Annotated in this window: 20 protein-coding genes; 13 read left to right on the top strand and 7 right to left on the bottom strand. The window is 68.0% G+C overall.

What is annotated here, in order from left to right:
* The first annotated feature begins 8 nt into the window (after window positions 1-8).
* From BM436_RS10680 to BM436_RS10715, 8 genes are all read left to right on the top strand, one after another.
* The gene (locus BM436_RS10680; RefSeq protein ID WP_093555508.1) at window positions 9-584 is read left to right on the top strand and encodes an NADPH-dependent FMN reductase; all 576 of its coding nucleotides are present in this window, start codon (window positions 9-11) and stop codon (window positions 582-584) included.
* Window positions 585-611: 27 nt separating this feature from the next.
* Entirely contained in the window at window positions 612-1,628 is a 1,017-nt protein-coding gene (locus BM436_RS10685) for a VOC family protein (RefSeq protein WP_093555509.1), read from the top strand.
* A gap of 4 nt (window positions 1,629-1,632) precedes the next feature.
* A complete protein-coding gene (locus tag BM436_RS10690; protein WP_093555510.1) occupies window positions 1,633-2,166 on the top strand; it encodes a carboxymuconolactone decarboxylase family protein in 534 nt (177 codons plus the stop codon).
* Between the two features lie 28 nt (window positions 2,167-2,194).
* Entirely contained in the window at window positions 2,195-3,403 is a 1,209-nt protein-coding gene (locus BM436_RS10695; RefSeq protein WP_093555511.1) for an amino acid ABC transporter substrate-binding protein, read from the top strand.
* Window positions 3,404-3,436: 33 nt separating this feature from the next.
* Window positions 3,437-4,546, top strand: a complete 1,110-nt coding sequence (locus BM436_RS10700; RefSeq protein ID WP_093555512.1) for an alcohol dehydrogenase catalytic domain-containing protein — start codon at window positions 3,437-3,439, stop codon at window positions 4,544-4,546.
* A 137-nt stretch (window positions 4,547-4,683) separates the two neighbouring features.
* Window positions 4,684-5,061 (top strand): BlaI/MecI/CopY family transcriptional regulator, encoded by a 378-nt coding sequence (locus BM436_RS10705; RefSeq protein WP_093555513.1) that lies wholly within the window; start codon window positions 4,684-4,686, stop codon window positions 5,059-5,061.
* The gene (locus tag BM436_RS10710) at window positions 5,058-6,614 is read left to right on the top strand and encodes a M56 family metallopeptidase (RefSeq protein WP_093555514.1); all 1,557 of its coding nucleotides are present in this window, start codon (window positions 5,058-5,060) and stop codon (window positions 6,612-6,614) included. The genes BM436_RS10705 and BM436_RS10710 overlap by 4 nt, the downstream gene beginning before the upstream one ends.
* 33 nt (window positions 6,615-6,647) lie before the next feature.
* Complete coding sequence (locus tag BM436_RS10715) at window positions 6,648-8,057, top strand: alpha/beta hydrolase family protein (RefSeq protein WP_093555515.1); 1,410 nt, start codon at window positions 6,648-6,650, stop codon at window positions 8,055-8,057.
* 36 nt (window positions 8,058-8,093) lie between these two features.
* On the opposite strand, the gene BM436_RS36120 is transcribed toward BM436_RS10715, so the two are convergent.
* Together BM436_RS36120 and BM436_RS10720 are read right to left on the bottom strand one after the other, a co-directional pair.
* Complete coding sequence (locus BM436_RS36120) at window positions 8,094-8,291, bottom strand: hypothetical protein (protein ID WP_143133063.1); 198 nt, start codon at window positions 8,289-8,291, stop codon at window positions 8,094-8,096.
* 58 nt (window positions 8,292-8,349) lie between these two features.
* Complete coding sequence (locus tag BM436_RS10720; protein ID WP_093555516.1) at window positions 8,350-9,366, bottom strand: porin; 1,017 nt, start codon at window positions 9,364-9,366, stop codon at window positions 8,350-8,352.
* 296 nt (window positions 9,367-9,662) lie between these two features.
* On the opposite strand from BM436_RS10720, the gene BM436_RS10725 reads away from it, so the two are divergent.
* From BM436_RS10725 to BM436_RS10745, 5 genes are all read left to right on the top strand, one after another.
* Complete coding sequence (locus BM436_RS10725) at window positions 9,663-10,619, top strand: C-terminal binding protein (RefSeq protein WP_093555517.1); 957 nt, start codon at window positions 9,663-9,665, stop codon at window positions 10,617-10,619.
* Between the two features lie 35 nt (window positions 10,620-10,654).
* Window positions 10,655-11,677 (top strand): phosphotransferase family protein, encoded by a 1,023-nt coding sequence (locus BM436_RS10730; RefSeq protein WP_093555518.1) that lies wholly within the window; start codon window positions 10,655-10,657, stop codon window positions 11,675-11,677.
* 17 nt (window positions 11,678-11,694) lie between these two features.
* Window positions 11,695-13,278, top strand: a complete 1,584-nt coding sequence (locus BM436_RS10735; RefSeq protein ID WP_093555519.1) for a methyl-accepting chemotaxis protein — start codon at window positions 11,695-11,697, stop codon at window positions 13,276-13,278.
* A gap of 128 nt (window positions 13,279-13,406) precedes the next feature.
* Complete coding sequence (locus BM436_RS10740; RefSeq protein ID WP_093555520.1) at window positions 13,407-14,411, top strand: LacI family DNA-binding transcriptional regulator; 1,005 nt, start codon at window positions 13,407-13,409, stop codon at window positions 14,409-14,411.
* 33 nt (window positions 14,412-14,444) lie between these two features.
* Entirely contained in the window at window positions 14,445-15,419 is a 975-nt protein-coding gene (locus tag BM436_RS10745) for a fumarylacetoacetate hydrolase family protein (protein ID WP_093555521.1), read from the top strand.
* Between the two features lie 16 nt (window positions 15,420-15,435).
* Here the strand turns inward: BM436_RS10745 and BM436_RS10750 are convergent, their stop codons facing one another.
* The 5 genes from BM436_RS10750 to BM436_RS10770 all read right to left on the bottom strand — a co-directional run bounded on the left by BM436_RS10750 (window position 15,436) and on the right by BM436_RS10770 (window position 20,209).
* Entirely contained in the window at window positions 15,436-16,518 is a 1,083-nt protein-coding gene (locus BM436_RS10750) for a porin (RefSeq protein WP_093555522.1), read from the bottom strand.
* Window positions 16,519-16,531: 13 nt separating this feature from the next.
* Complete coding sequence (locus BM436_RS10755) at window positions 16,532-17,818, bottom strand: dicarboxylate/amino acid:cation symporter (protein WP_093555523.1); 1,287 nt, start codon at window positions 17,816-17,818, stop codon at window positions 16,532-16,534.
* 38 nt (window positions 17,819-17,856) lie between these two features.
* On the bottom strand, window positions 17,857-18,216 hold the full coding sequence (locus tag BM436_RS10760) for a cupin domain-containing protein (protein ID WP_093555524.1): 360 nt from the start codon (window positions 18,214-18,216) through the stop codon (window positions 17,857-17,859).
* Complete coding sequence (locus tag BM436_RS10765; RefSeq protein ID WP_093555525.1) at window positions 18,213-19,214, bottom strand: quinone oxidoreductase family protein; 1,002 nt, start codon at window positions 19,212-19,214, stop codon at window positions 18,213-18,215. Before BM436_RS10765 ends, BM436_RS10760 begins: the two co-directional genes overlap by 4 nt.
* A 119-nt stretch (window positions 19,215-19,333) precedes the next feature.
* Window positions 19,334-20,209 carry a beta-keto acid cleavage family enzyme gene (locus tag BM436_RS10770; RefSeq protein WP_093555526.1) on the bottom strand — a complete coding sequence of 292 codons (876 nt, stop codon included), beginning with the start codon at window positions 20,207-20,209 and terminating at the stop codon, window positions 19,334-19,336.
* Window positions 20,210-20,213: the final 4 nt, after the last annotated feature.

A 20,213-nucleotide genomic window follows, 5' to 3' on the forward strand; every position in this document is an offset into this window, starting at 1 on the left:
GAAGCACCATGAACACCGCACCCACGAACACCATACGTTTGATCGGCATCTCGGGCAGCCTGCGCCAGGCGTCCGGCAACACCGCCGTCCTGCGCGCGCTGAAGGGCGCGCTGCCGGAAGGCGTGGAAATGACGCTGCTGCCGCTGGACGGCATCCCGCTGTACAACCAGGACCTGGACGGCCCGCAGCCGCTGGCCGCGGTCGGCGAATTCAAGCGGGCCATCGCGGACTGCGACGGCATCGTCATCAGCTCGCCCGAATACAACTTCGGCATGTCCGGCGTGCTGAAGAACGCGCTCGACTGGGCCTCGCGCCCGGCCTTCGCCTCGCCGCTGAAGGGCAAGCCGGTGCTGATCATCACCTGTTCGCCGGCCTTCACCGGCGGCGTGCGCGCGCAGGCGCAGTTGCGCGAGACGCTGGCCGGCACCCTGTCGCGCGTGATCGCGCGGCCGCCGGTGGTGATCGGCGCGATCCACACCAAGATCGACAACGGCCGCCTCACCGACGACGCCAGCCTGCAGTTCGCGCTGGCCGCCGTCGACGACCTGGCCGCCGAGATCAAGCTGCTGCGCGCGCAGCTCTAACCCCACACCCACCCCAGCGAGGTTTTTATGCTACCTGAAGTCAATCTCCGGCCCCCGTTCAACATCACGCGCGCCAGCCACGTCGTCCTCCACGTCGCCGACCTGGCGAAGAGCCGGGACTTTTACGTCAACATCGTCGGCCTGGTGGTCTCGGACGAAACCGCCGACACCTGCTACCTGCGCGGGCTGGCCGAGGCCTGCCACCACAGCATGGTGCTGGTGCAGACCGAAGGCGAGGCCACCTGCAAGCGCATCGGCTTCCGCGTGTTCTTCGAGGAGGACCTGGACCTGGCCCACGCCTGGTTCAGGTCCGAGGGCCTGCCCGCCGAGTGGGTGGACGCGCCCTACCAGGGCCGCACGCTGCACGTCGAGGATCCCTTCGGCACCAAGCTCGAACTGTGCGCGACGATGGAAACCCGGCCGCGCATGTACCTGGAGATCGAGAAGTTCAAGGGCGCGCACGGCCAGCGCCTGGACCACTACCAGATCTTCTCGCCGGACACCTACGCCTCCTGCGCCTTCTACAGCCGGCTGGGCTTCCGCAATTCCGAATACCTGTCGCACGGCGACAAGCTGCTGGGCGCCTTCATGTACCGCAAGGGCACCTGCCTGGACCTGGCCATCGTGCAGAACGACGGCCCCTGCCTGCACCACTTCGCCTACACCGTGTCCGAGTCGCACAACATCTTCACCGGCTGCGACCTGGCCGGCATTTACGGCTACTCGACGGCGGTGGAGCGCGGGCCCGGCCGCCACGGCCCGGGCGGCATGCTGTTCGTCTACCTGCGCGACCCGGACGGCCACCGCGTGGAGCTGTTCAACAGCCACTACCAGACCATCGACATCGAGATCGAACCGGTGCGCTGGGACGCGGCCACCCTCAGCACCAACGTGCGCTGGGGGCTGCCGGCGCCGCGCCGCTGGTACTTCGAGGCCACCCGCTTCGAGGGCGCGGCGATGCTGGAGACGGCCGACAAACCCAAACCCGAAACGCTGGAGAGCTACGTGCAAAAGCTTTCGGCAACCAATTCAAACCAAGGATAAACATATGGCACGCGTCAAATACCTGCAGCGCTCGGACCTCGGCGAGGCCGGCGCCCCCCTGTTCGATCGCCTCGAGCGCGAACGCAAGGTTCCCACCGCGAACATCTTCCGCGTCATGGCGCACTCGCCGAGGATACTGGACCAGTTCCTGTCCTACGCCAACGCGATACGGGCGTCGGACATCAGCCCCAAGCTGCGCGAGATGGCGATCCTCACCGTCGGCCACTGCACCGGTTCCGAATACGAGATCGCGCACCACCAGTCGCACGGCCTGAAGGCGGGCATCAGCCCCGAACAGCTCAAGGCCATCGCCGACTTCGACAACTCGCCGCTGTTCAACGAGGAGGAGCGGGCGGTGATGGCGCTGGCCCGGGAATCGACGCTCAAGGTCGATGTCGGCGACGCGGCCTGGAACCGGGTGGCGGCGTTCATGAGCGAAAGCCAGCTGGTGGAGCTGTCGCTCAACATCGCCTGGTACAACTCCGGCGTGCGCATCATGGGCTTGCTGGGCATCGAGCTGGAAGAGGGCTACCGCTAATTCACCCGTGGGAAAGAGGAGACGAGAAATGGACAACAACAAATCACAGCGGCGCGCCATTCTTGCGGCGGGCGGCGCGCTGGCGCTGGCCTGGACCCTGCCGGCGCTCGCGCAGCAGGGCGCGCCCATCCGTATCGGCGGCACGCTGCCGCTGACAGGGCCGCTGGCGCCGGTCGGCACCATCCACAAGATCGCCGGCGAAGTGTTTGTCGAGCTGCTCAACAAGCGCGGCGGACTGCTGGGCCGCAAGGTGGAATGGGTGCTGCTCGACGACCAGTCCCAGCCCTCCAACGCGCGCACGCTGTACGAGCGCCTGGTGACGGCGGAGAAGGTCGACCTGCTGATGGGGCCTTACGGCACCAGCGCCATCATCGCGGCGATGGGCGTGGCGCAGCGCTTCGGCCGCCTGTTCATCCAGAGCAGCCTCGGGGATCCCAACCTGGCGCCCTACGACATGCAGTTCCCCGCGCTGCCCATCGGCGCCGACCCGCGCACGGCCAACACCGAGGTGGTGCTGGACGCCTACGCCAGCAGCGCCACGCCGCCCAAGACCATCGCCTTCGTCACCAGCAAGTTCCCCTCGGCGCTGGACCTGGCCAAGGGCGGGCAGGAGGTGGCGGCGAAGCGCGGCCTGAAAACGGTGCTGTCGCTGGAGTATGAATTCGGCACGCGCGACTTCAGCGGCATCGCGGCCCGCATCAAGGACGCCAATCCGGACCTGCTGTGGTCGGGCGCGATCGGCCTGGAGGCCACGCAACTGCTGGACGCCATGAAGCGCATCGACTACAAGCCGGCGCGCCAGTTCCACCTGTTCCCCGCGCCGGGGCCGACGGTGGCCAACCCGCAGTCGAACGGCTTGACCAGCCTGACCTGGTTCGAGGCCCACGCGCCGTTCACGCAGTACGCCGGCGCCGCCGACTTCATGGCGCTGTACAACGAGCGCGCCAAGGCCGCCGGCCTGCCGTGGCCGCAGGTGGAATCGCAGGCGGCGGGCGAGTTCGCCGCCTGGCAGATACTGGAGGCGGCGGCCACCGCCGTCGGCCGCCTCGACGAAAAGGCGATGGCGGCGTGGCTGCGCACCCACCAGGTCAACACCGTGCTGGGGCCGCGCGGCTTCGACGGCAAGTTCAACAGCGGCGCGCCGTCCACCAAGCTCAAACAGGCGCAGAACGGCAAATGGGTCACCATCTGGCCGGCCGGTTTCCGTCCCCAGGGCGCGGTCTTCATCGCGCCCTGAGCACCATCTTCCATCCATAGAAAGAGAACCATCATGCAAAAAACTATGATCGCGGCGCGGTTGCACGCGCTCGGCACGCCGATGACCCTGGACACCATCCCCGTGCCCAAGCCGCGTCCGAACGACGTGCTGGTCAAGGTCAAGGCCTGCGGCATCGTGCCCAACATGGCCAACGTCATCAACAACTGGCCGACCTGGTTCCCGCACCAGCCGCTGGCCAAGTTCCCGGCCATCTTCGGCCTGGACGCGACCGGCGTGATCGAGGAGGTGGGCGAGGCCGTCATCAACGCCAAGCCGGGCGACCGCGTCTACGTCAGCCCGCTGCGCTCCTGCGGCTCGTGCCGCGCCTGCAAGGCGGGCCAGCGCAGCCAGTGCCGCTACTACACGCTGAACGGCTACTTCAGCACCAGCCGCGACGGCCAGCGCATCTTCGACCTGTATCCCTACGGCGGCTTCAGCGAATACATGACCGCGCCCGATTACTCGCTGGTCAACCTGCCGGACAACCTGAGTTTCGAGCAGGCCGGCCGTTTCGGCTACCTGGGCACCTCCTACGGCGCGCTGAAGAACGCCGCCGCCGGTCCCGGCCAGGTGGCGCTGATCGACGGCATCACCGGCACGCTGGGCGTGGCCGCCACCGTGCTGGCCCTGGCGATGGGCGTGTCGCGCATCCTCGGCACCGGCCGCGACGAGCGCCTGCTGGCGCGCGTGAAGGCGCTGGCGCCGGACCGCATCGAGGTGATGCGGCTGGGCGAGGGCTCCACCGGCGACTGGGCCAAGTCCATGACGGGCGGCGAGGGCGCCGACTTCGCCATCAGCGCGCTGGGCGCGAAGGCGCCGGCCGCCACCATGCTGGACTCGATGAAGGGCGTGCGGCGCGGCGGGCGGGTGGTCAACGTGGGCGGCGTGGCGGAGGATTTGCCGATCGACGTGAAATGGCTGATGGACGAGCAGATCCAGCTGATCGGCTCGAACTGGTTCTCCACCGCGCAGGGGCAGGAGATGGCCGAGATGGTGCGCACCGGGACCATCGACCTGTCCTACCTGGAGCACCGCAAGTTCGCGCTGGCGGATGTGAACGAGGCCATTTCGGGCCTGAAGGACCGCGACGGCGGGTTTAGCAACTATGTTGTGATTCCCTGAGGTAGGCGCGGCCGGCCATCCCAATGGCGGGGCTGGCCGGCCCGATGGGCCCGGATCAGGGTTGTCAACTATAGTTATAGTTGACAAACGGCGCATCCGCGGTATGATCAACTATCTTTATAGTTGATAAGAGCCCAATGAGCATTTCACTGACCGACCGCGAAGCCGATGTGATGCGGGTATTGTGGACCCATGGCCCGTCGCTGGTGGCCGAAGTGCGCGAACGCCTGGACGACAAGCTGGCCTACAACACCGTGCTGACCGTGCTGCGCACACTGGAAACAAAGGACATCGTCGGCCACGAGGAGGAGGGCCGCGGCCACCGTTACTTCGCCAGGGTCAAGCAGCAGGCCGCCCGCAAGAGCGCGCTCAAGCACCTCACCGACAAGCTGTTCAATGGCTCCACCGAACTGCTGTTCGCCCAGCTTGTGTCCGACAAAAAGTTGAGCGAGGCGCAGATCGCGCGCATTCAGCAACTGCTCGACCAGCAGGCCGGCGGCAAGGACGGCAAATGACCGCCTGGATGATCTACGTGGTGGCGGTGACGATTCTTTTGAGCGGCGCGGCCCTGCTGGCCGAACAGGCCGTGCACCAGCGGCGCGGACCGCGGCGCTGGATCTGGGCGCTGGCGATCGTGGCCTCGCTGCTGATCCCGACCGTGGTTTCGTCGGTGTCGGTTCAAATGCCCGATTTGTTTGCACCGGCGGTGTCGCGAAAAATCGTCGTGCTGCGCGAATCGGCGTCGCTGCGGCTGCCATTCGTGGGACCGGCGCCGGCCGGCGCCATTGGGGGCGGCGAAGCAGACCATGCGCGCATCATCAAGCGCGCATGGGGCGCCGCATCGGCGGCCATCGCGGCCGGCCTGTTGATCAGCGGCGCAATCGTCATGCGGCGCAAGCGTCACTGGCGCAGTGCCCGGATGAGCGGCGCCGACGTGCTGGTGGCGCCCGATACCGGCCCGGCGGTAGTGGGCTTGCTGCGGCCCCGCATCGTGGTGCCGGCCTGGCTCACGCAGGCGGATAGCACGCAGCAGGAGCTGGTGATCGCGCACGAACAAGCCCATCTCGATGCCTTCGATCCGCAACTGCTCAGCATCGCCCTCTGCCTGCTCATTCTGATGCCGTGGAATTTGCCGCTCTGGTGGCAACTACACCGCCTGCGGCGCGCGATCGAGGTCGACTGCGATGCGCGCGTCCTGCGCTACAAGCGCAACCTGGCGGACTACGGCGCGACGCTGCTGGCGGTCGGCCAGCGCCGGTCGGGCTACTTGGGCGTGGCCGCGGCGATGTCCGAGAGCGCCTCGTTTCTGGAGCAGCGCATCCAAATCATGCTCAAGAAGCCGGCGCGCTGGAACCGTGGCGCCGCCGCCACCCTGGCCTGCCTGTCGCTCTTGACCGCGGCCATCGCCGCGCAAATCATGCCGCCCAATGCGCTCAAGGCGCCATCCGAAGGGCAGTCGCTGGGGCCTGCTGCAATCGGCAACTACCTTGGCAGCTATCGGGTGGCGGGCGATCATCTTATCAGCGTGACCGGCGACGGCGCTCGCCTGCTGGCCCAGCTCCCTGGGCAAGGACCCTTGGAGATGGTTCCGGCAGGCGACGCCGAATTTACCATTCCGGCGCTAAAGATGAGCATTTCAGCCATACGCGATGGACAAGGCCGCGCGACCGCTTTGGTGCTTCACGTGCAGGGTCAGGAGGAACTGACGGCCAGGCGCATCGACGCCGCGCTCGCAGAGCAAATCAAGGACGGGCTGGCGCGCAAGGTCGCGCTGCAAGTGGCGACGCAGGGGACCGAAACGGCCCTCCGGCGACTGTTCGCGCAGCTGAATGAGACCCCGATGAAACTCGACGGGATCGGCCCAGAGCTGGCGGCGGCTATTCGGCGGCAGGAACCCGTCATGCGCGCGCACCTGAACCGGCTTGGCGATGTCAGATCCGTCGAGTTTATCGGCGTGGCCACCAATGGCGCCGACAAGTACCTGGTGCGCTACGAACACGGCACCGCCCAGTGGCTCATTTCGCTGGACGAGCAAGGCGTCGTCCTGACCGCCTTCGTCGGCCCCTAAGCTCCTCTCTTTCACCACAACCGGCGTTAAAAAATGAAAAAAACGACATTGCAAGCCTGCGTCCTCCTGGCGTTCGCCGCCAGCGCTCCCGCCTTTTCCGAGGAAGCCCAGGGCGACTGGGGCGGCGTCATCGCCAACACGCTGCGCCTGACCGTGCACATCACCAAGGCGGCCGATGGCGGCTACCACGCCAAGCTGGGTAGCCCGGATCAATCGAAAGACCTGTTCGCGGCCGATACGGTAAGCGCAAGCGCCACCCGCCTGAACTTTTCGATCGATCGATTCAAGAGCAGCTATCAGGGCGAATGGGATGAGAAACAGCAGGCCTGGGTCGGCACCTTCACCCAGGGTAGCCCGACACCGCTGGTGTTGAAGCGGCTCGACGCCAAGGGCATGCCGGCGCTGGTCCTGAAACGCCCGCAGGAGGAGGCGATTGAGAAGGCCGCCCGCCCCTATCGCGAGCAGGATGTCACTTTCAGCAACGCCAAGGCCGGCGTCGCACTGGCGGGCACATTCAGCGTGCCGCCCGGCGCTGGCCCCTTTCCGGCGGTGGTGCTGGTGCATGGCTCCGGCAGACACAAGCGCGACGTCGATATATATGGCCACAAGATATTCGCGGTATGGGCCGACCATCTCACGCGCCAGGGGATTGCAGTACTGCGCTACGACAAGCGGGGCTCCGGCGCCTCCAGCGGCGACGCCAACGTGGCGACAACACTCGACTACACCTCGGATGCCGAGGCCGCCGTCGCCCTTCTGCGGACCCGGCCCGAAGTCGATCAGCGGCGCCTCGGCATCGTCGGCCACTCGGAAGGCGGGATAATCGCGCCACTGGCGGCGTCGCGCGATCCTTCGCTCGGATTTATCGTGTTGCTGGCGGGGCCAGCCGTGAAGGGTGACAAGCTGCTGGTCGAACAGGCCGCCCTGATCAACCGGGCCGGTGGCATGAGCGAAGCGGAAATCGCGAAAGACAGCCGCCTGAAACGCGCGGTCTTCGCCGCCCTGGCCACGCCGGGCAGCGGCGAAGAAACCAAGGCCCGGGCCCGGGCAGTGTTCGACAGCGCCGTCGCCACCAAGGATATCGCGCCCGATGAGGCAAGGGCTCAGCTTGAGGTATTCGCCAGCCCGTGGTTTCGAACCGCGCTCGCATACGACCCAGCGCCTGTTTTGCGGCTGGTAAAGCAGCCTGTGCTTGCGATCAATGGCGCCCTCGACCTGCAGGTGCCGCCAGCCATGAACCTGGAAGCGATTCGCGCCAGTCTGCCCGCGAACCAGGCCAATGAACTGGTCGAGATCCCGGAGCTCAATCACCTGTTCCAGACCGCCAGGACGGGCGCGCTTTCCGAATACGCGCAGATCGAGGAGACGGTCGCGCCGGTCGTATTGAAAAAAGTCAGCGACTGGATACTTCGGCAACACCCGGCCAAACCGGAAACCTTATAGATGATCACCGGCGGGCGCGCGCCCTTGCCCAACTGGCTACAGCTTGGCGCGGCAGGTGTCGCCAGCGTGCGCGGGGGAGGTGGCGGCCGGGCCGGGGATGGCCACCCAGCCCAATGCCCGGCGTATCTCCTCGAGATCGGGCAAGGGCTTGCGGTTGCGGTGGCGTTCAAACAGCCATGCCCTGACAAGTTCCTTGCAGGGCCGGGCCGGGGAATTCGATGGTGTGGTGCGCATCCCATTCTCCTTCTGTCGGAATTGTTGTTGCATGCCCGGCCCGGTCGGACGGCGCGCCTTAGAAGGCGTGCATGATGCCCGCTTCAACGCCGCGCGAGGTGGCGCCGGCCACGCCGTTCGGCGGCGAGCCGACCTTGAAGCTGGCCGCTCCCTTGTTCGTCATATGCGACCAGGTGCCGTACAGCGAGGTGCGCTTGGACAGGCTGTACACATAGCCCAGCGCGATCTGCTCGGCGTCGTTGGCGTCGGTGCCGGCGCCCGAGGCGTCGGCGCGCTGGTAGCTGGCGCGCAGCAGGCCTACCCCCATGGGCGCCGTGAAGCCCAGTTCCCAGTTGTTCTGCCTCTTGGCGCCGTAGCGCGCGCCGTTGAACAACACCATCAGCTTGGCGAAGCCCGCGTCGTAGGACACGCCGGCGTTCACCAGCTTGAAGTCGTCCGCCGTCGCGGTGCCCGTGTTGGCGAAGGCCAGCGCCACGTTCCACGGCCCTTTCAGGTAGCCCACGCGCGCGCCGCCGTAGCGGTTGCCGGGCACGCCCTCGCCGGGCGCCAGCTGGATCTGGCCATACAGGCCGCCCAGATCCGCCGGCAGAATATAGCTGACGGCGTTGTCGGCGCGCAGCAAGGTCGCGGCGCCGCTGCCAAGGTTGGTGGTCAGGTTGAAGCCGGCGCCCACGCCCAGCGTGCCGAAGGGATCGAACACCGACAGGTTGTAGAAGGTCGGGTCGAGGTCGCGCCCCAGCCGCAGCTCGCCGAAGCCGCCGGACAGGCTGACGGTGGAGCGGCGGTGCCACAGCTTGCCGGAGGCGTTGATGGTGCCGGTGTCCGGATTGACCGCCGTTTCCAGCCAGGCGCCGGCCTTCAGGCCGCCACCCAGGTCTTCCTCGGACTTGAACCCGAGCCGGGAATTGAGCATCCCCTCGTTGGCCATCTGGTTGACGGTGACGCCGCCGGTGGTCACCGATTTCAGGCTCAGGTCCAGGATGCCGAACACCGTCACCTGTGATTGCGCCTGCGCCGCGTTGGCGAGCGTGGCGACGGCGGCCATCGCGGCCGCCTTGCGTATGTGGTTCTTCAAGTTGTCTCCCGTTTTGTTTTTATGATCGATAAGGGTGTGCCGGAAGGGTGATCAGGCCAGCCGGATGCCGCCGAATTTCAGTGCTATCGTTAGCATTAATTTAGTCTAGGATTCTTTGAGTGGCATGTCAACTATCTTTCGATAAGTCGCGAAAACGGCAAAAAAACGTGGCGAATCGAACAAATCCGGCCCTGTATTGGGATTGCGCTTCATATCCAGGCGCTTGTAATTCGTAAATTGTTATGCTAACGTTCGTGCAAATGACGGCATTTTTACCAAAGCGAGGAGACGGCATCATGAACAACACGGTTTTATTGACGGACTACGCCTGGCCGGACGACGGCGTCGAGCGCGGCATCATCGAGGCGGCCGGCATGCGGCTGGTGAGCGGCCCGGCCGAGCCGGCGTCGGCGGAGGCCATCGAGGCCCTGGTGCGCGAGCACCGGCCCGCCGCCATCCTGACTTGCTGGGCGCAGGTGTCGGCGGCGGCCATCGCGTCCGCGCCGGACCTGAGGATCGTGGCCAGGCTGGGCGTCGGGCTCGACAACATCGCGGTGCGGGCGGCGACCGAGCGCGGCGTCCAGGTCACCAATGTGCCGGACTACTGCGTCGAGGAAGTGTCCGACCACGCGGTGGGCTTCGCGCTGGCCTGGACCCGCGGCCTGGTCTTCTTCGACCGCGAAGTGCGCGCCGGGCGCTGGGCGCCGGCCGACGCGAAGCTGCGCCGCCTGGGCGCGCTGACCTGCGGCCTGATTGGTTTCGGCCGCATCGGCCGCGCCACCGCGCGCAAGCTGGGAGCCTTCGGCTGCCGCCTGCTGGCGCACGATCCCTTCCTGTCCGCCGATGCCGGGGAGGTGAAGCGCGCGACCCTGGACACCCTGCTGGCCGAGAGCGACATCGTGATCGTGCACGCGCCGCTGACCGAGGACACGCGCCACCTGATCGACGAGGCGCGCCTGAGCCGGATGCGCCCGGGCGGCCTGCTGATCAACGTCAGCCGCGGCGGCATCGTCGACACCGCGGCGGTGGTGGCGGCATTGGAAAGCGGCCAGCTGTCCGGCGCCGCGCTGGACGTGCTGGAGTCCGAACCCCAGGTGCCGTCCGCGCTGCTGGCCCAGCCGGGCGCCATGTGCACGCCGCACGTCGCGTTCTCGTCGGACGCCTCGTTGCTGGAGCTGCGCAGGCGCGCCGCCGAGGAGGTGGTGCGGGTATTGCGCGGCGAAGCGCCACAGCAGCCGTGCAACCTCCGATAATGTCTCATTCCCTCCAACCATCCGATACCCGCGCCATGACGAATCCGACCTGCCCAGAGCCGCTGCTGGATACCTTCCTGATCGAGCAAGGCCTCGCCCGGCCGGGCGAGCCCGCGCACTGGAGCGCGCTGACCGGCGGCGTCTCCTCCGACATCTGGCGGGTCGACCTGCCGGGACGCTCGCTGTGCGTCAAGCGCGCGTTGTCCAGGCTCAAGGTCGCCGCCGACTGGGAGGCGCCGTTGTCGCGCAACGCCTACGAATGGGCGTGGATCCAGTTCGCCGCCCGGCACAGCCCGGACAACGTGCCGGCCCCGCTGGCGCACGACGCGGAGGGGGGCGTGTTCGCCATGTCCTTCCTGGCGCCGGAGTGGCATCCGGTGTGGAAGCGGCAGTTGATGGACGGCGAGGTGGAGGCCGGCACGGCGGCCGCGGTGGGGCGCTTGCTGGGCCGTCTGCACGCGGCCAGCGCCGGCAGTCCGGAACTGGCGGCCGCCTTCGACACGGGCGACAATTTCCAGGCCTTGCGCATCGAGCCCTATCTGCTGGCCACGGCGGCCCGCCATCCGGCGGTGGCGCAGCGCCTGCGGTTGCTGGCGCTGCGCACCGCCGGCATCCGCGCGGCGCTGGTGCACGGCGACGTCAGCCCCAAAAACATCCTGGTCGGCCCAAGGGGGCCGGTGCTGCTGGACGCCGAGTGCGCCTGGTATGGCGATCCCGCCTTCGACCTCGCCTTCTGCCTGAACCACCTGCTGCTGAAATGCCTGGCGCAACCGGCGCGGCGGGACGCGCTGGCCGCCTCGTTCACGGCGTTGGCCGAGGCTTATTTCCACGAGGCCCATTGGGAGCCGCGCGCCGGGCTGGAGGCGCGCGCCGCCGAACTGCTGCCCGCCCTGCTGCTGGCGCGGGTGGACGGCAAGTCGCCGGTGGAGTACCTGACGAACGAACTCCAGCGCACGCGAGTGCGCGCCGCCGCCATTCCGCTGCTGCACCGCCCGGCCGAGCGCCTCGCGCTGGTGGCCGAGGCCTGGCTGGCGGAAACCGGCCGGCGCCATTCATGACGGGGAGCGGACCAGCCATGCAGACCATGCCGCCGGCCACCGGCGCCGAGTACGTGCTCGACGACGCCGACACCATCATTTCGAAGGGGGACTTGCGGGGCAACATCACCTACGTCAACCGCGACTTCGTCAAGATCAGCGGCTACGCCGAGGCGGAGGTGATGGGCGGGCCGCAAAGCATCCTGGCCCATCCCGACACGCCCAAACAGGTGTTCGACGACTTTCTGCGCACGCTGAAGGCGAACAAGACCTGGTCCGGCGTGAGCAAGGGACGGCGCAAGAATGGCGATTTTTTCTGGGTCGAGATGACGGCCGCGCCGATATTCGAGAACCACCGCGCGGTCGGCTGCATCACGATACGCACCAAACCCGCCCCCGGCAAGGTGAGGGCGGCCGAGCGGGCCTACCAGCAAATGAAGGCTGGCAGCAAGCGCGTGGCCATGAATGGCGGCAGGATCGAGCGCCGCTCCGCGCTGCGCCACCTGCGCGTGTGGCCGCGGCTGTCCCTGGCGACGCGGATCTCCGTGTTCGCCGCCATCCTGGCCGCCATCTTCCTGGCCAACCTCGCCGCCCTGCTGTCCGGAGCGGCCGCCGGCGCCTGGCTCGTGTCCGCGACCGCGCTCGGCGCGGCGTCCTGCTCGCTGGCGCCCTGTTTGCTGGCGCGCGGCGTCGCCCGGCCGCTGGCGCGGGTGCAAGGGCTCATCGACGAGATGAGCGAGGGGAATCTGTCCAACGCCATCGAAGTCCACGGCGACGGCGAGATCGGCAGGATCCGGCATTCCCTGCGGATACTGCAGACCAACCTCAAGCTGCTGGTCTCGCAGATCAAGGAGACCACGGAACAGGTCAACACCGGCGCCGCCCGGATCGCGTCGGACAACGCGGACCTGTCGGCGCGCACCGAATCGCAATCGAATGCGCTGCGGCAGGCCGCCGCCTCGCTGGAGGAGCTGATCTCCACGGTGACCAACAACGCCGACAACGCGCACGAGGCCAACGCCCTGGCGGTGGCGACATCCGGCATGGCGGCGGATGGCAAGCGCGCCGTCGGCGACGTGATACGGACCATGGGCTCGATCCGCGACGGCTCGCGCAGGATAGCGGACATCATCGGCGTCATCGACGGCATCGCCTTCCAGACCAATATCCTGGCCCTGAACGCGGCGGTGGAGGCGGCGCGGGCGGGCGAGCAGGGGCGCGGTTTCGCCGTGGTGGCCAGCGAGGTGCGCGGCCTGGCGGGGCGCTCGGCGGACGCGGCCCGGGAAATCAAGTCGCTGATCGGCGACTCCGTGCGGCAGGTGGAGGCGGGCGGCAAACTGGTGGACGACGCCGGCGCCGCCATCACGGAAATCGTCAACGCGGTCGGGCGGGTGACCTCGTTCATGAGCGACATCGCCGTCGCCAGCCGCGAGCAGCGGATAGGCATAGGGGAGGTCAACCAGGCCGTGGTGCAAATGGAAGACATGACGCGCCGGAACGCGCGCCTGGTCGAACAGGCGGAGGGGCAATCGCAACGGATGCGGGACCAGGCCGTCAAACTGGCGGAACTGGTCAGCTCCTTCAAGCTGCGCGCGCGTGAACGGCGCGCGGCGGCGGCCTGAAAAATGCTAACGTTAGCCTCCCGCGCAGTGGGTGCGACCCGGGTGGGAGGCATGCTATCATGCTCGCCCCTGGCAAACCCTGAATAATTTGCGCTATCGTTTGTGCAGATCCGAGGATACCGTTTCACATGATCACAATTAAAGACATCGCCGCCCGCCTGCAGGTTTCCCCATCCACCGTGGGCCGCGCGCTGGCCGACGACGCGCGCATCAGCGCCGCCATGAAGCAGAAGGTGCAGGAAGTCGCCAACGAACTGGGTTATGTCGCCAACCGCGCGGCGCGCATGATGCGCGGCGTGTCGAGCAACCTGGTGGGCCTGGTGGTGCCGGACATCCGCAACAGCTTTTATTCCACCATCGCGCACGCCTTGTCGAAATGCCTGGAACAGGAGGGCTACCAGCTCACCCTATCCGAGACCGACGACGACCGGCAGACCGAATTGCGCCAGATCCGCGAACTCACCAGCGCCAATGTGGCCGGCATCATCATCGTTCCCAGCGCCAAGCCGCACGCCGAATCGGTGCGCCTGCTGGGCATGACGCCGCACATACAGCTGCTGCGCAAGCACGCGTCGCTGGGAGAGCAGTGGTTCGGCATCGACGACGTGCAGGCGCTGTACCAGCCGACCAGGCACCTGGTGGACCTGGGCCACCGGCGCATCGCCTACATCGGCAGTTCGGCCGAACTGCCCACCGGCGCCGCGCGCCTGAAGGGCTTCCGCGAGGCGCTGGCCGGCGCCGGTTCGCCTTGCGAGGGCATCGAGGAGCTGGGCGCGCCCGGCTCCAGCGAGTTCGCCCGCGACGCCCTGCGCCGCATGCTCGCGCTGCCGGCGCCGCCCACCGCCTTGGTGGTCGGCTCGGTGCTGCACACCTTCAGCGTGCTCGAGGAACTGCTGGCGAGCGGCGTCAGCGTGCCGGAGCGCTTGTCGGTCGCGGGCTTCAGCGACGAGCTGGCGTTCCGCTGGTGGGGGCCGGGGCTGACCACGGTGGGCCTGCCGGTCTCCGAGCTGGCCACCGCCTGCGGGCTCTGGTTCGTCCATCGCATGAAGCAGAAGGTCCCGAGCGGCGCGCCATACAGTTCGATTTCGCCGCCCACCCTCATCGTGCGCGGCAGCACCCGGCGGCATCCCTAGGCCGGCATACCACAACCACTTTCTCAGGCGCTTATGCTTCCCGTACTCGTCAACATTTCCAGCGCCGGTGGCGCGCCATACCCGGCGCTGCTGCACGGCGGCCGCGCGCTCGCCCTGGACCACTGGTTCGATACCGCGGCCGATCGCGCGGGCTCCATCGCCGCGCTGCTGCACGACTGGACGCGGCACGCGCCGGCGCTGGAGGCGCTCTGCCGGGATACCGTCAGCGCCGAGGCCATCGCGCGCCACGGCGTGCCGGTCGAAGCGTGCCGGGTGCACGCGCCGATCGCCCCCCGGCAGGTGTACTGCACCATCGGCAACTACCGCGCGCAATTGCTGGAAGCGGCCCTCGATGGCGGCGACGGCCCCGCCGGCCCGGAAGCGCCCGCGCGGCGGGCGGCGACGCTCGCCGCCATCGAAACGCGCCGGCGCGAGGGCGCGCCCTACGTCTGCATGAAGGGCAGCGTCTGCGTCGCCGGCCCCAATGACGACCTGGAGGTGGGCGAGGACCTCGCCACGCTCGATTGGGAAGTGGAGATCGGCGTCGTGATCGGCCGCGCCGCATGGCGCGTCGACCGCGCCTCCGCGCTGGAACACATCGCCGGCTATTGCGTGGTCAACGACATCACGCTGCGCGAACGGGTATTCCGGACCGACCTGCCCGCGCTGGGCACCGATTGGCTGCGGTCCAAGGCGCGCCCGGGCTGGCTGCCCGCGGGACCATGGCTGGCGCCGGCGTGGAATGTTCCGGACCCGAACGCGCTCGAACTGCGACTGCGATTGAACGGCGAGACCATGCAGCAAGGCGCCGCCGGCGACATGCTGTTCGACATCGCGCAGCAGATCGCCTATCTGTCGCAACACACGCGGCTCGAGCCCGGGGATCTGATCTGCACCGGCTCGCCGGCGGGATTCGGCAGCCACCACCGGCGCTACCTGCGGCCCGGCGACATCGTCGAGGCCAGCGTCACGGGCTTGGGCACGCAACGCATGCGCTGCGTGCCATAAGCGCGCGGGCGGCCGGTCAGAAGCTGTGGCGCAACCCCGCCGCCGTCCCCTTGAGGGTGGCGCCGGGGCTGACCGTCAGCCCGTTGATGGCGAAGTCGTGCGCGGCGTTGGCCTCGTTGTCCAGGCGCGTGTGGTAGACGAAGGCGCTGGTGCGTTTCGAGAACGCGTAATCGTAGCCCAGCGTGTAGTGCGTCGCCCCCGTGTCCGCCCCCTTCTTTAGATAGCCGATCTTCTGCGTGGACGCGCCCTTGCCGTCCCCCGCGCGCGCCACGCCGAAGCGCAAGCCGTGCGGGCCGATCTGGTGCGTCACCGACAGGTGGGCCTGCCTGCTGTCCAGCTTGCCGGTGGCGGTCTCGTAGGCCAGCTTTTCCACGATGGCGGCCACCCGGGTGTCGCCGAAGCGGTAGGCGGCGGCCAGCTTGGTGCCGGTGTCGTCGCGGCCCGCGCCCTGGTAATCCCGGTGCAGCTCATGCGCCAGGGTGGCGTACCAGGGGCCTTGCTCGTACACCGCCGCCAGCGAGGTCAGCGACGGCTTGGCGCCGTTGGCCGGCCGCTCCTCGCCCACGCCGTGCGCGGCGCGCAGGGACAGGCCGCGCCACGCGGGCGAATACCAACTGACGCTGTTCTGCTGGCGCCGGTCGAAGGACGACAGGTTGCCCACGTTGTCCACCGTCGAGCCCGAGCCGTTGCCCATGATGCTCATGTAGCCGGCGGTGGTGGGGTAGAACGGGTCCAGGCCGGAGGTGGCGTTGTTGTAGGGCGTGGTCCAGTGGCCGAGGAACAGCGCGCCGAAGCCGCCCTCCAGGCCGACGCGGGTGTCGCGCTGGGCCGGGCTGCCTTCGCCCGTGTCCGGCGACAGCGTGCCCTCGATCTGGAACACGGCCCGCATGCCGCCGCCCAGGTCCTCCACGCCGCGAAAGCCGAACACCGAGCGGTTGTTGACCATGCGGGTCAGGCCGAGCGGCCGGCCGGCCGCGTTGGCCGATGTTTCCGCGCGCTCCAGCGCCACGTTCAGGCGGCCGTAGATGGTGACGTTGCCTTGCGCCGCGGCGGCGCCGCAAGCCAGCGCGAGGCAGCCGAAAAAGATAGTCGATTTCATTGAATGTCCTGGGTTAGCGGATGGTGGCGAGTTTTTCGCGATCGAGCTCGCCTTCCCAGCGGGCCATGACCACGGTGGCGACGCCGTTGCCTATCATGTTGACCAGCGCGCGCGCCTCGCTCATGAAGCGGTCGATGCCGAGGATCAGCGCCATGCCGGCCACCGGCACCGTCGGCACCACGGCCAGCGTGCCGACCAGCGCGATGAAGGACGCGCCCTGCACGCCGCTGGCGCCCTTGGAGGTCAGCATGGCGACGCCGAAGATGGCCAGCTGCTGCAGCAGGGTCAGCTCCGTGTTGGTGGCCTGCGCCACGAACAGCGCGGCCATCGTCATGTAGATGCTGGTGCCGTCCGTGTTGAAGGTGTAGCCGGTGGGGACGATCAAGCCCACCAGCGGCTTGGAGCAGCCCAGCTTCTCCATCTTGGCCATCAGCGTCGGCAGCGCCGTGTCGGACGAACTGGTGCCCAGCACCAGGAAGATCTCCTCCTTGATATAGGCGAGGAACTTCACGATGGAGAAGCCGGCCAGCCGCGCGATCAGGCCCAGCACCAGGAACACGAACAGGAAGGAGGTCAGGTAGAAGGTGCCGATCAGCTTGAGCAGGGGGCCCAGCGACACCACGCCGTATTTGCCCACCGTGAAGGCCATGGCGCCGAACGCGCCGATCGGGGCGAAGCGCATGATGAAATTGATCACGCCGAACACCGCCTGCGAACCCATCTCGATCAACTCCGTCACCGGCCTGGCGCGGCTGCCCATGGCCGACAGCGCGAAGCCGAACAGCAGGGAAATCAGCAGCACCTGCAGCACGTCGCCCTTGGTGAACGCGTCCGCCACCGTGGTGGGGATGATGTTCAGGAGGAACTCGCTGGTGCTGAGGTTCTTGGCCTTGCCCACGTAGTCGCCGATGGCCTTGGCGTCCAGCGTGGCGGGGTTGACGTTGAAGCCGTCGCCGGGCCGCACCCAGTTGCCGACCGCCATGCCGATGAACAGCGCGAAGGTGGACACTAGTTCGAAGTACAGCAGCGCCTTGCAGCCGATGCGGCCGACCTTCTTGATGTCCTGCATGCCGGCGATGCCGCTGACGACGGTGCAGAACACGATGGGGCCGATCAGCATCTTGATCAGTTTGATGAAGCCGTCGCCCAGCGGCTTCATGTCGATCGCCAGCTTGGCGTCGAAGTGGCCGAGCAGGATGCCGACCGCGATCGCGGCCAGCACCTGCACGTACAGGATGCTGTAGAACGGCTTCTTCTTGCGCACGGCGGACGGTATCGCGTCCGCCCCGCTTGGGGTCATGGTAATCACGTTGTCTCCTCCATTACTCGTCGTTTGCTTCAATCGGGTAAAGCTTGTTTTGGTGACTGGTATGGCATGGCCAGCAGGATGCTGGCCGGGTGATTCGTCTTGTTCCTCAGCGCCCGTTTCTCGCCCGGCGCCAGGCGCGCGGAATCGTACCGGCGCAGCACGTGTTCACCGTCCTCGGTGACGATGGTGACCTCGCCCTCGAGCACCACGTACATCTTCTCCACGCCCGAGCCGTCCAGCGTGGTGCCGCCGCCCGGCAGCAGGTGCGACAGCCCCAGCCACAGGTTGGTGGACGGCCCCGCCTCGTGGCCCTGCAGGCGCAGGCAGTGCATGCCCTCGTGGTTGGGCGGGTGGTAGGGCGGGGCCCCGTGGTAGCGGGTGAGGTTCATGCCGACTCCGCCGCTTGCAGGGCTGGTTGCAACACCACGCGTTCCCGCGCGCCGCCCAGCACCGCGCGGTAGCCCAGCACCGCGTCCTTCAGCGCGTAGACGGTGTCCGCCAGCACGGGGAAGGGGCGCAGCGAACCGTCCGCGAAGCCCGGCGCCAGCGCGTCCAGGATGCGGGCGCAGGCCAGCGAGTCCAGCGCGAGGGTGTCGATGCCGACATAGGTGTGCTGGCCGCGGTAGAAAGTGAAGATATCGAAGGGCACGGCGCGGTCGATGGTGGAGATGAAGATCTGGCGGCCGCCGGTGGCCAGCGCCTGGTTGGCCTGCTCGAAGTAGGGGCTGCCCACGGTGTTGTAGACGATGTCCGCGCCATGGCCGCCGGTCTTGTCGCGCACGTAGGCGGCGATGTCCTGGGTGCTGGCGTCGATCATGTCGACCTGCCCGCTGGCGTGGCCGATGTAGGCTTCCCTGGTGCGTTCGATGGCGAACACGCGCGCGCCGGCGCGGGTGGCCAGCTGGATGGTGGCCTGGCCGACCTTGCCGTTGCCGCCGCAGACCAGCACCACGTCGCCCGCTTGCGGCAGGCCGGCGCGGCGCAGGCCCTCGTAGGCGGTGATGAAGGGCACGCCGACCGCGCCCGCCTCCAGCATCGTCACGGTGGACGGCTTTTCGCGCACGGCGGCGGTGTCGATCAGCAGGTAGCGCGAGTGGGTGCCGTCGCGGCGGATGCCCAGTTCGCCGCCGCTGCCCCAGACTTCCTTGCCGACCAGGTGGGCGGGGCCGTCGATGACGACGCCGGCGTAATCGCGGCCAGGGGTGCGGGGCCACACCGCGTGCGGCATGGCGCCCAGCGCGGCCTTCACGTCGCTGGGGTTGACGCCGGCGCTGTGGACTTCGACCAGGCACTGGCCCTCGGCGGGCACGGGGCGCTCGACGGTGGACAGGGTGGGCGCCAGCGCGTCGATGCTGGCGGCTTTTTCGGTGACTCGGACGGTGTTCATGCTGGTGGATCTCCTGGTTGAGGCTTGATATGAAAACCGGCATGCGTGTCGGTGCCACGCCGCCGCCGGTGGTGTGGGGTCAGACCCGGCGGGTCTGACCCCTGCGTTTGCAGTGGGTTTCAGCGCGCGAGTCCGAGAAGCCGGCGGGCCTCGGCGGCGCTGGCGATTTCACCGCCCATGGACTCCACGATGAGCCGCGCCCGGGCGACCAGCTCCGCGTTGTCCCTGGCCAGCTTGCCCTTGGCGATGTACAGGTTGTCCTCGAACCCCACCCGCACATGCCCGCCCAGCAGCCAGGCCTGGGCCACCATCGGGAACTCGTGGCGGCCGATGCCGAAGCCCGTCCACACGGCGCCCGCCGGCAGCAGGCCGCGCGCGTAGGCCATGGTCTCGGGGCTGGCGTTGAAGCCGTAGCGCACGCCCAGCACGAAGCTGAACAGTCCCGGCCCCTCCAGCACGCCGTCGCGGATCAGGTCGCGCGCCAGGTGCAGGTCGCCGGAATCGAAGATCTCGATCTCGGGTTTCACGCCCGCCTCGCGTATCACCTTCGCCATGCGCGCCACGTTGGCCGGAGTGTTGATGACCACGTCCGCGCCGGAGTTCATGGTGTTCAGGTCCAGCGTGGCGATGTCCGGCCGCAGCGCGGCGATGTGGGCGACGCGCTTCTCCGGCAGCATCAGCGTGCTGCCCGGCGCGGCCACCCGCGGATCGTCCGCGCCGGGGATGAAGCGGCCGCCCGGCCCGGTGGTCAGGTTGATCACCAGCTCGCGGTTCTGGTCCCGTATGCGCTGCATCACTTCGGCGTAGTGGTCCAGCTCCATGGACGGCTGGCCGGTCTTGGGATCGCGCACGTGGATGTGCACCACGGCGGCGCCGGCGTCGGCCGCGTCCAGGCAGGCGATGGCGATTTCGCGCGGCGTCACCGGCAGGTCCGGATGCTGCTCCGGCTTGACGATGTTGCCGGTGACGGCGCAGGTGATGATGGTCTTGTTCATGGCC

It is taken from the genome of Pseudoduganella namucuonensis (genome assembly GCF_900116645.1).
In the GTDB taxonomy this organism is placed as follows: domain Bacteria; phylum Pseudomonadota; class Gammaproteobacteria; order Burkholderiales; family Burkholderiaceae_D; genus Rugamonas; species Rugamonas namucuonensis.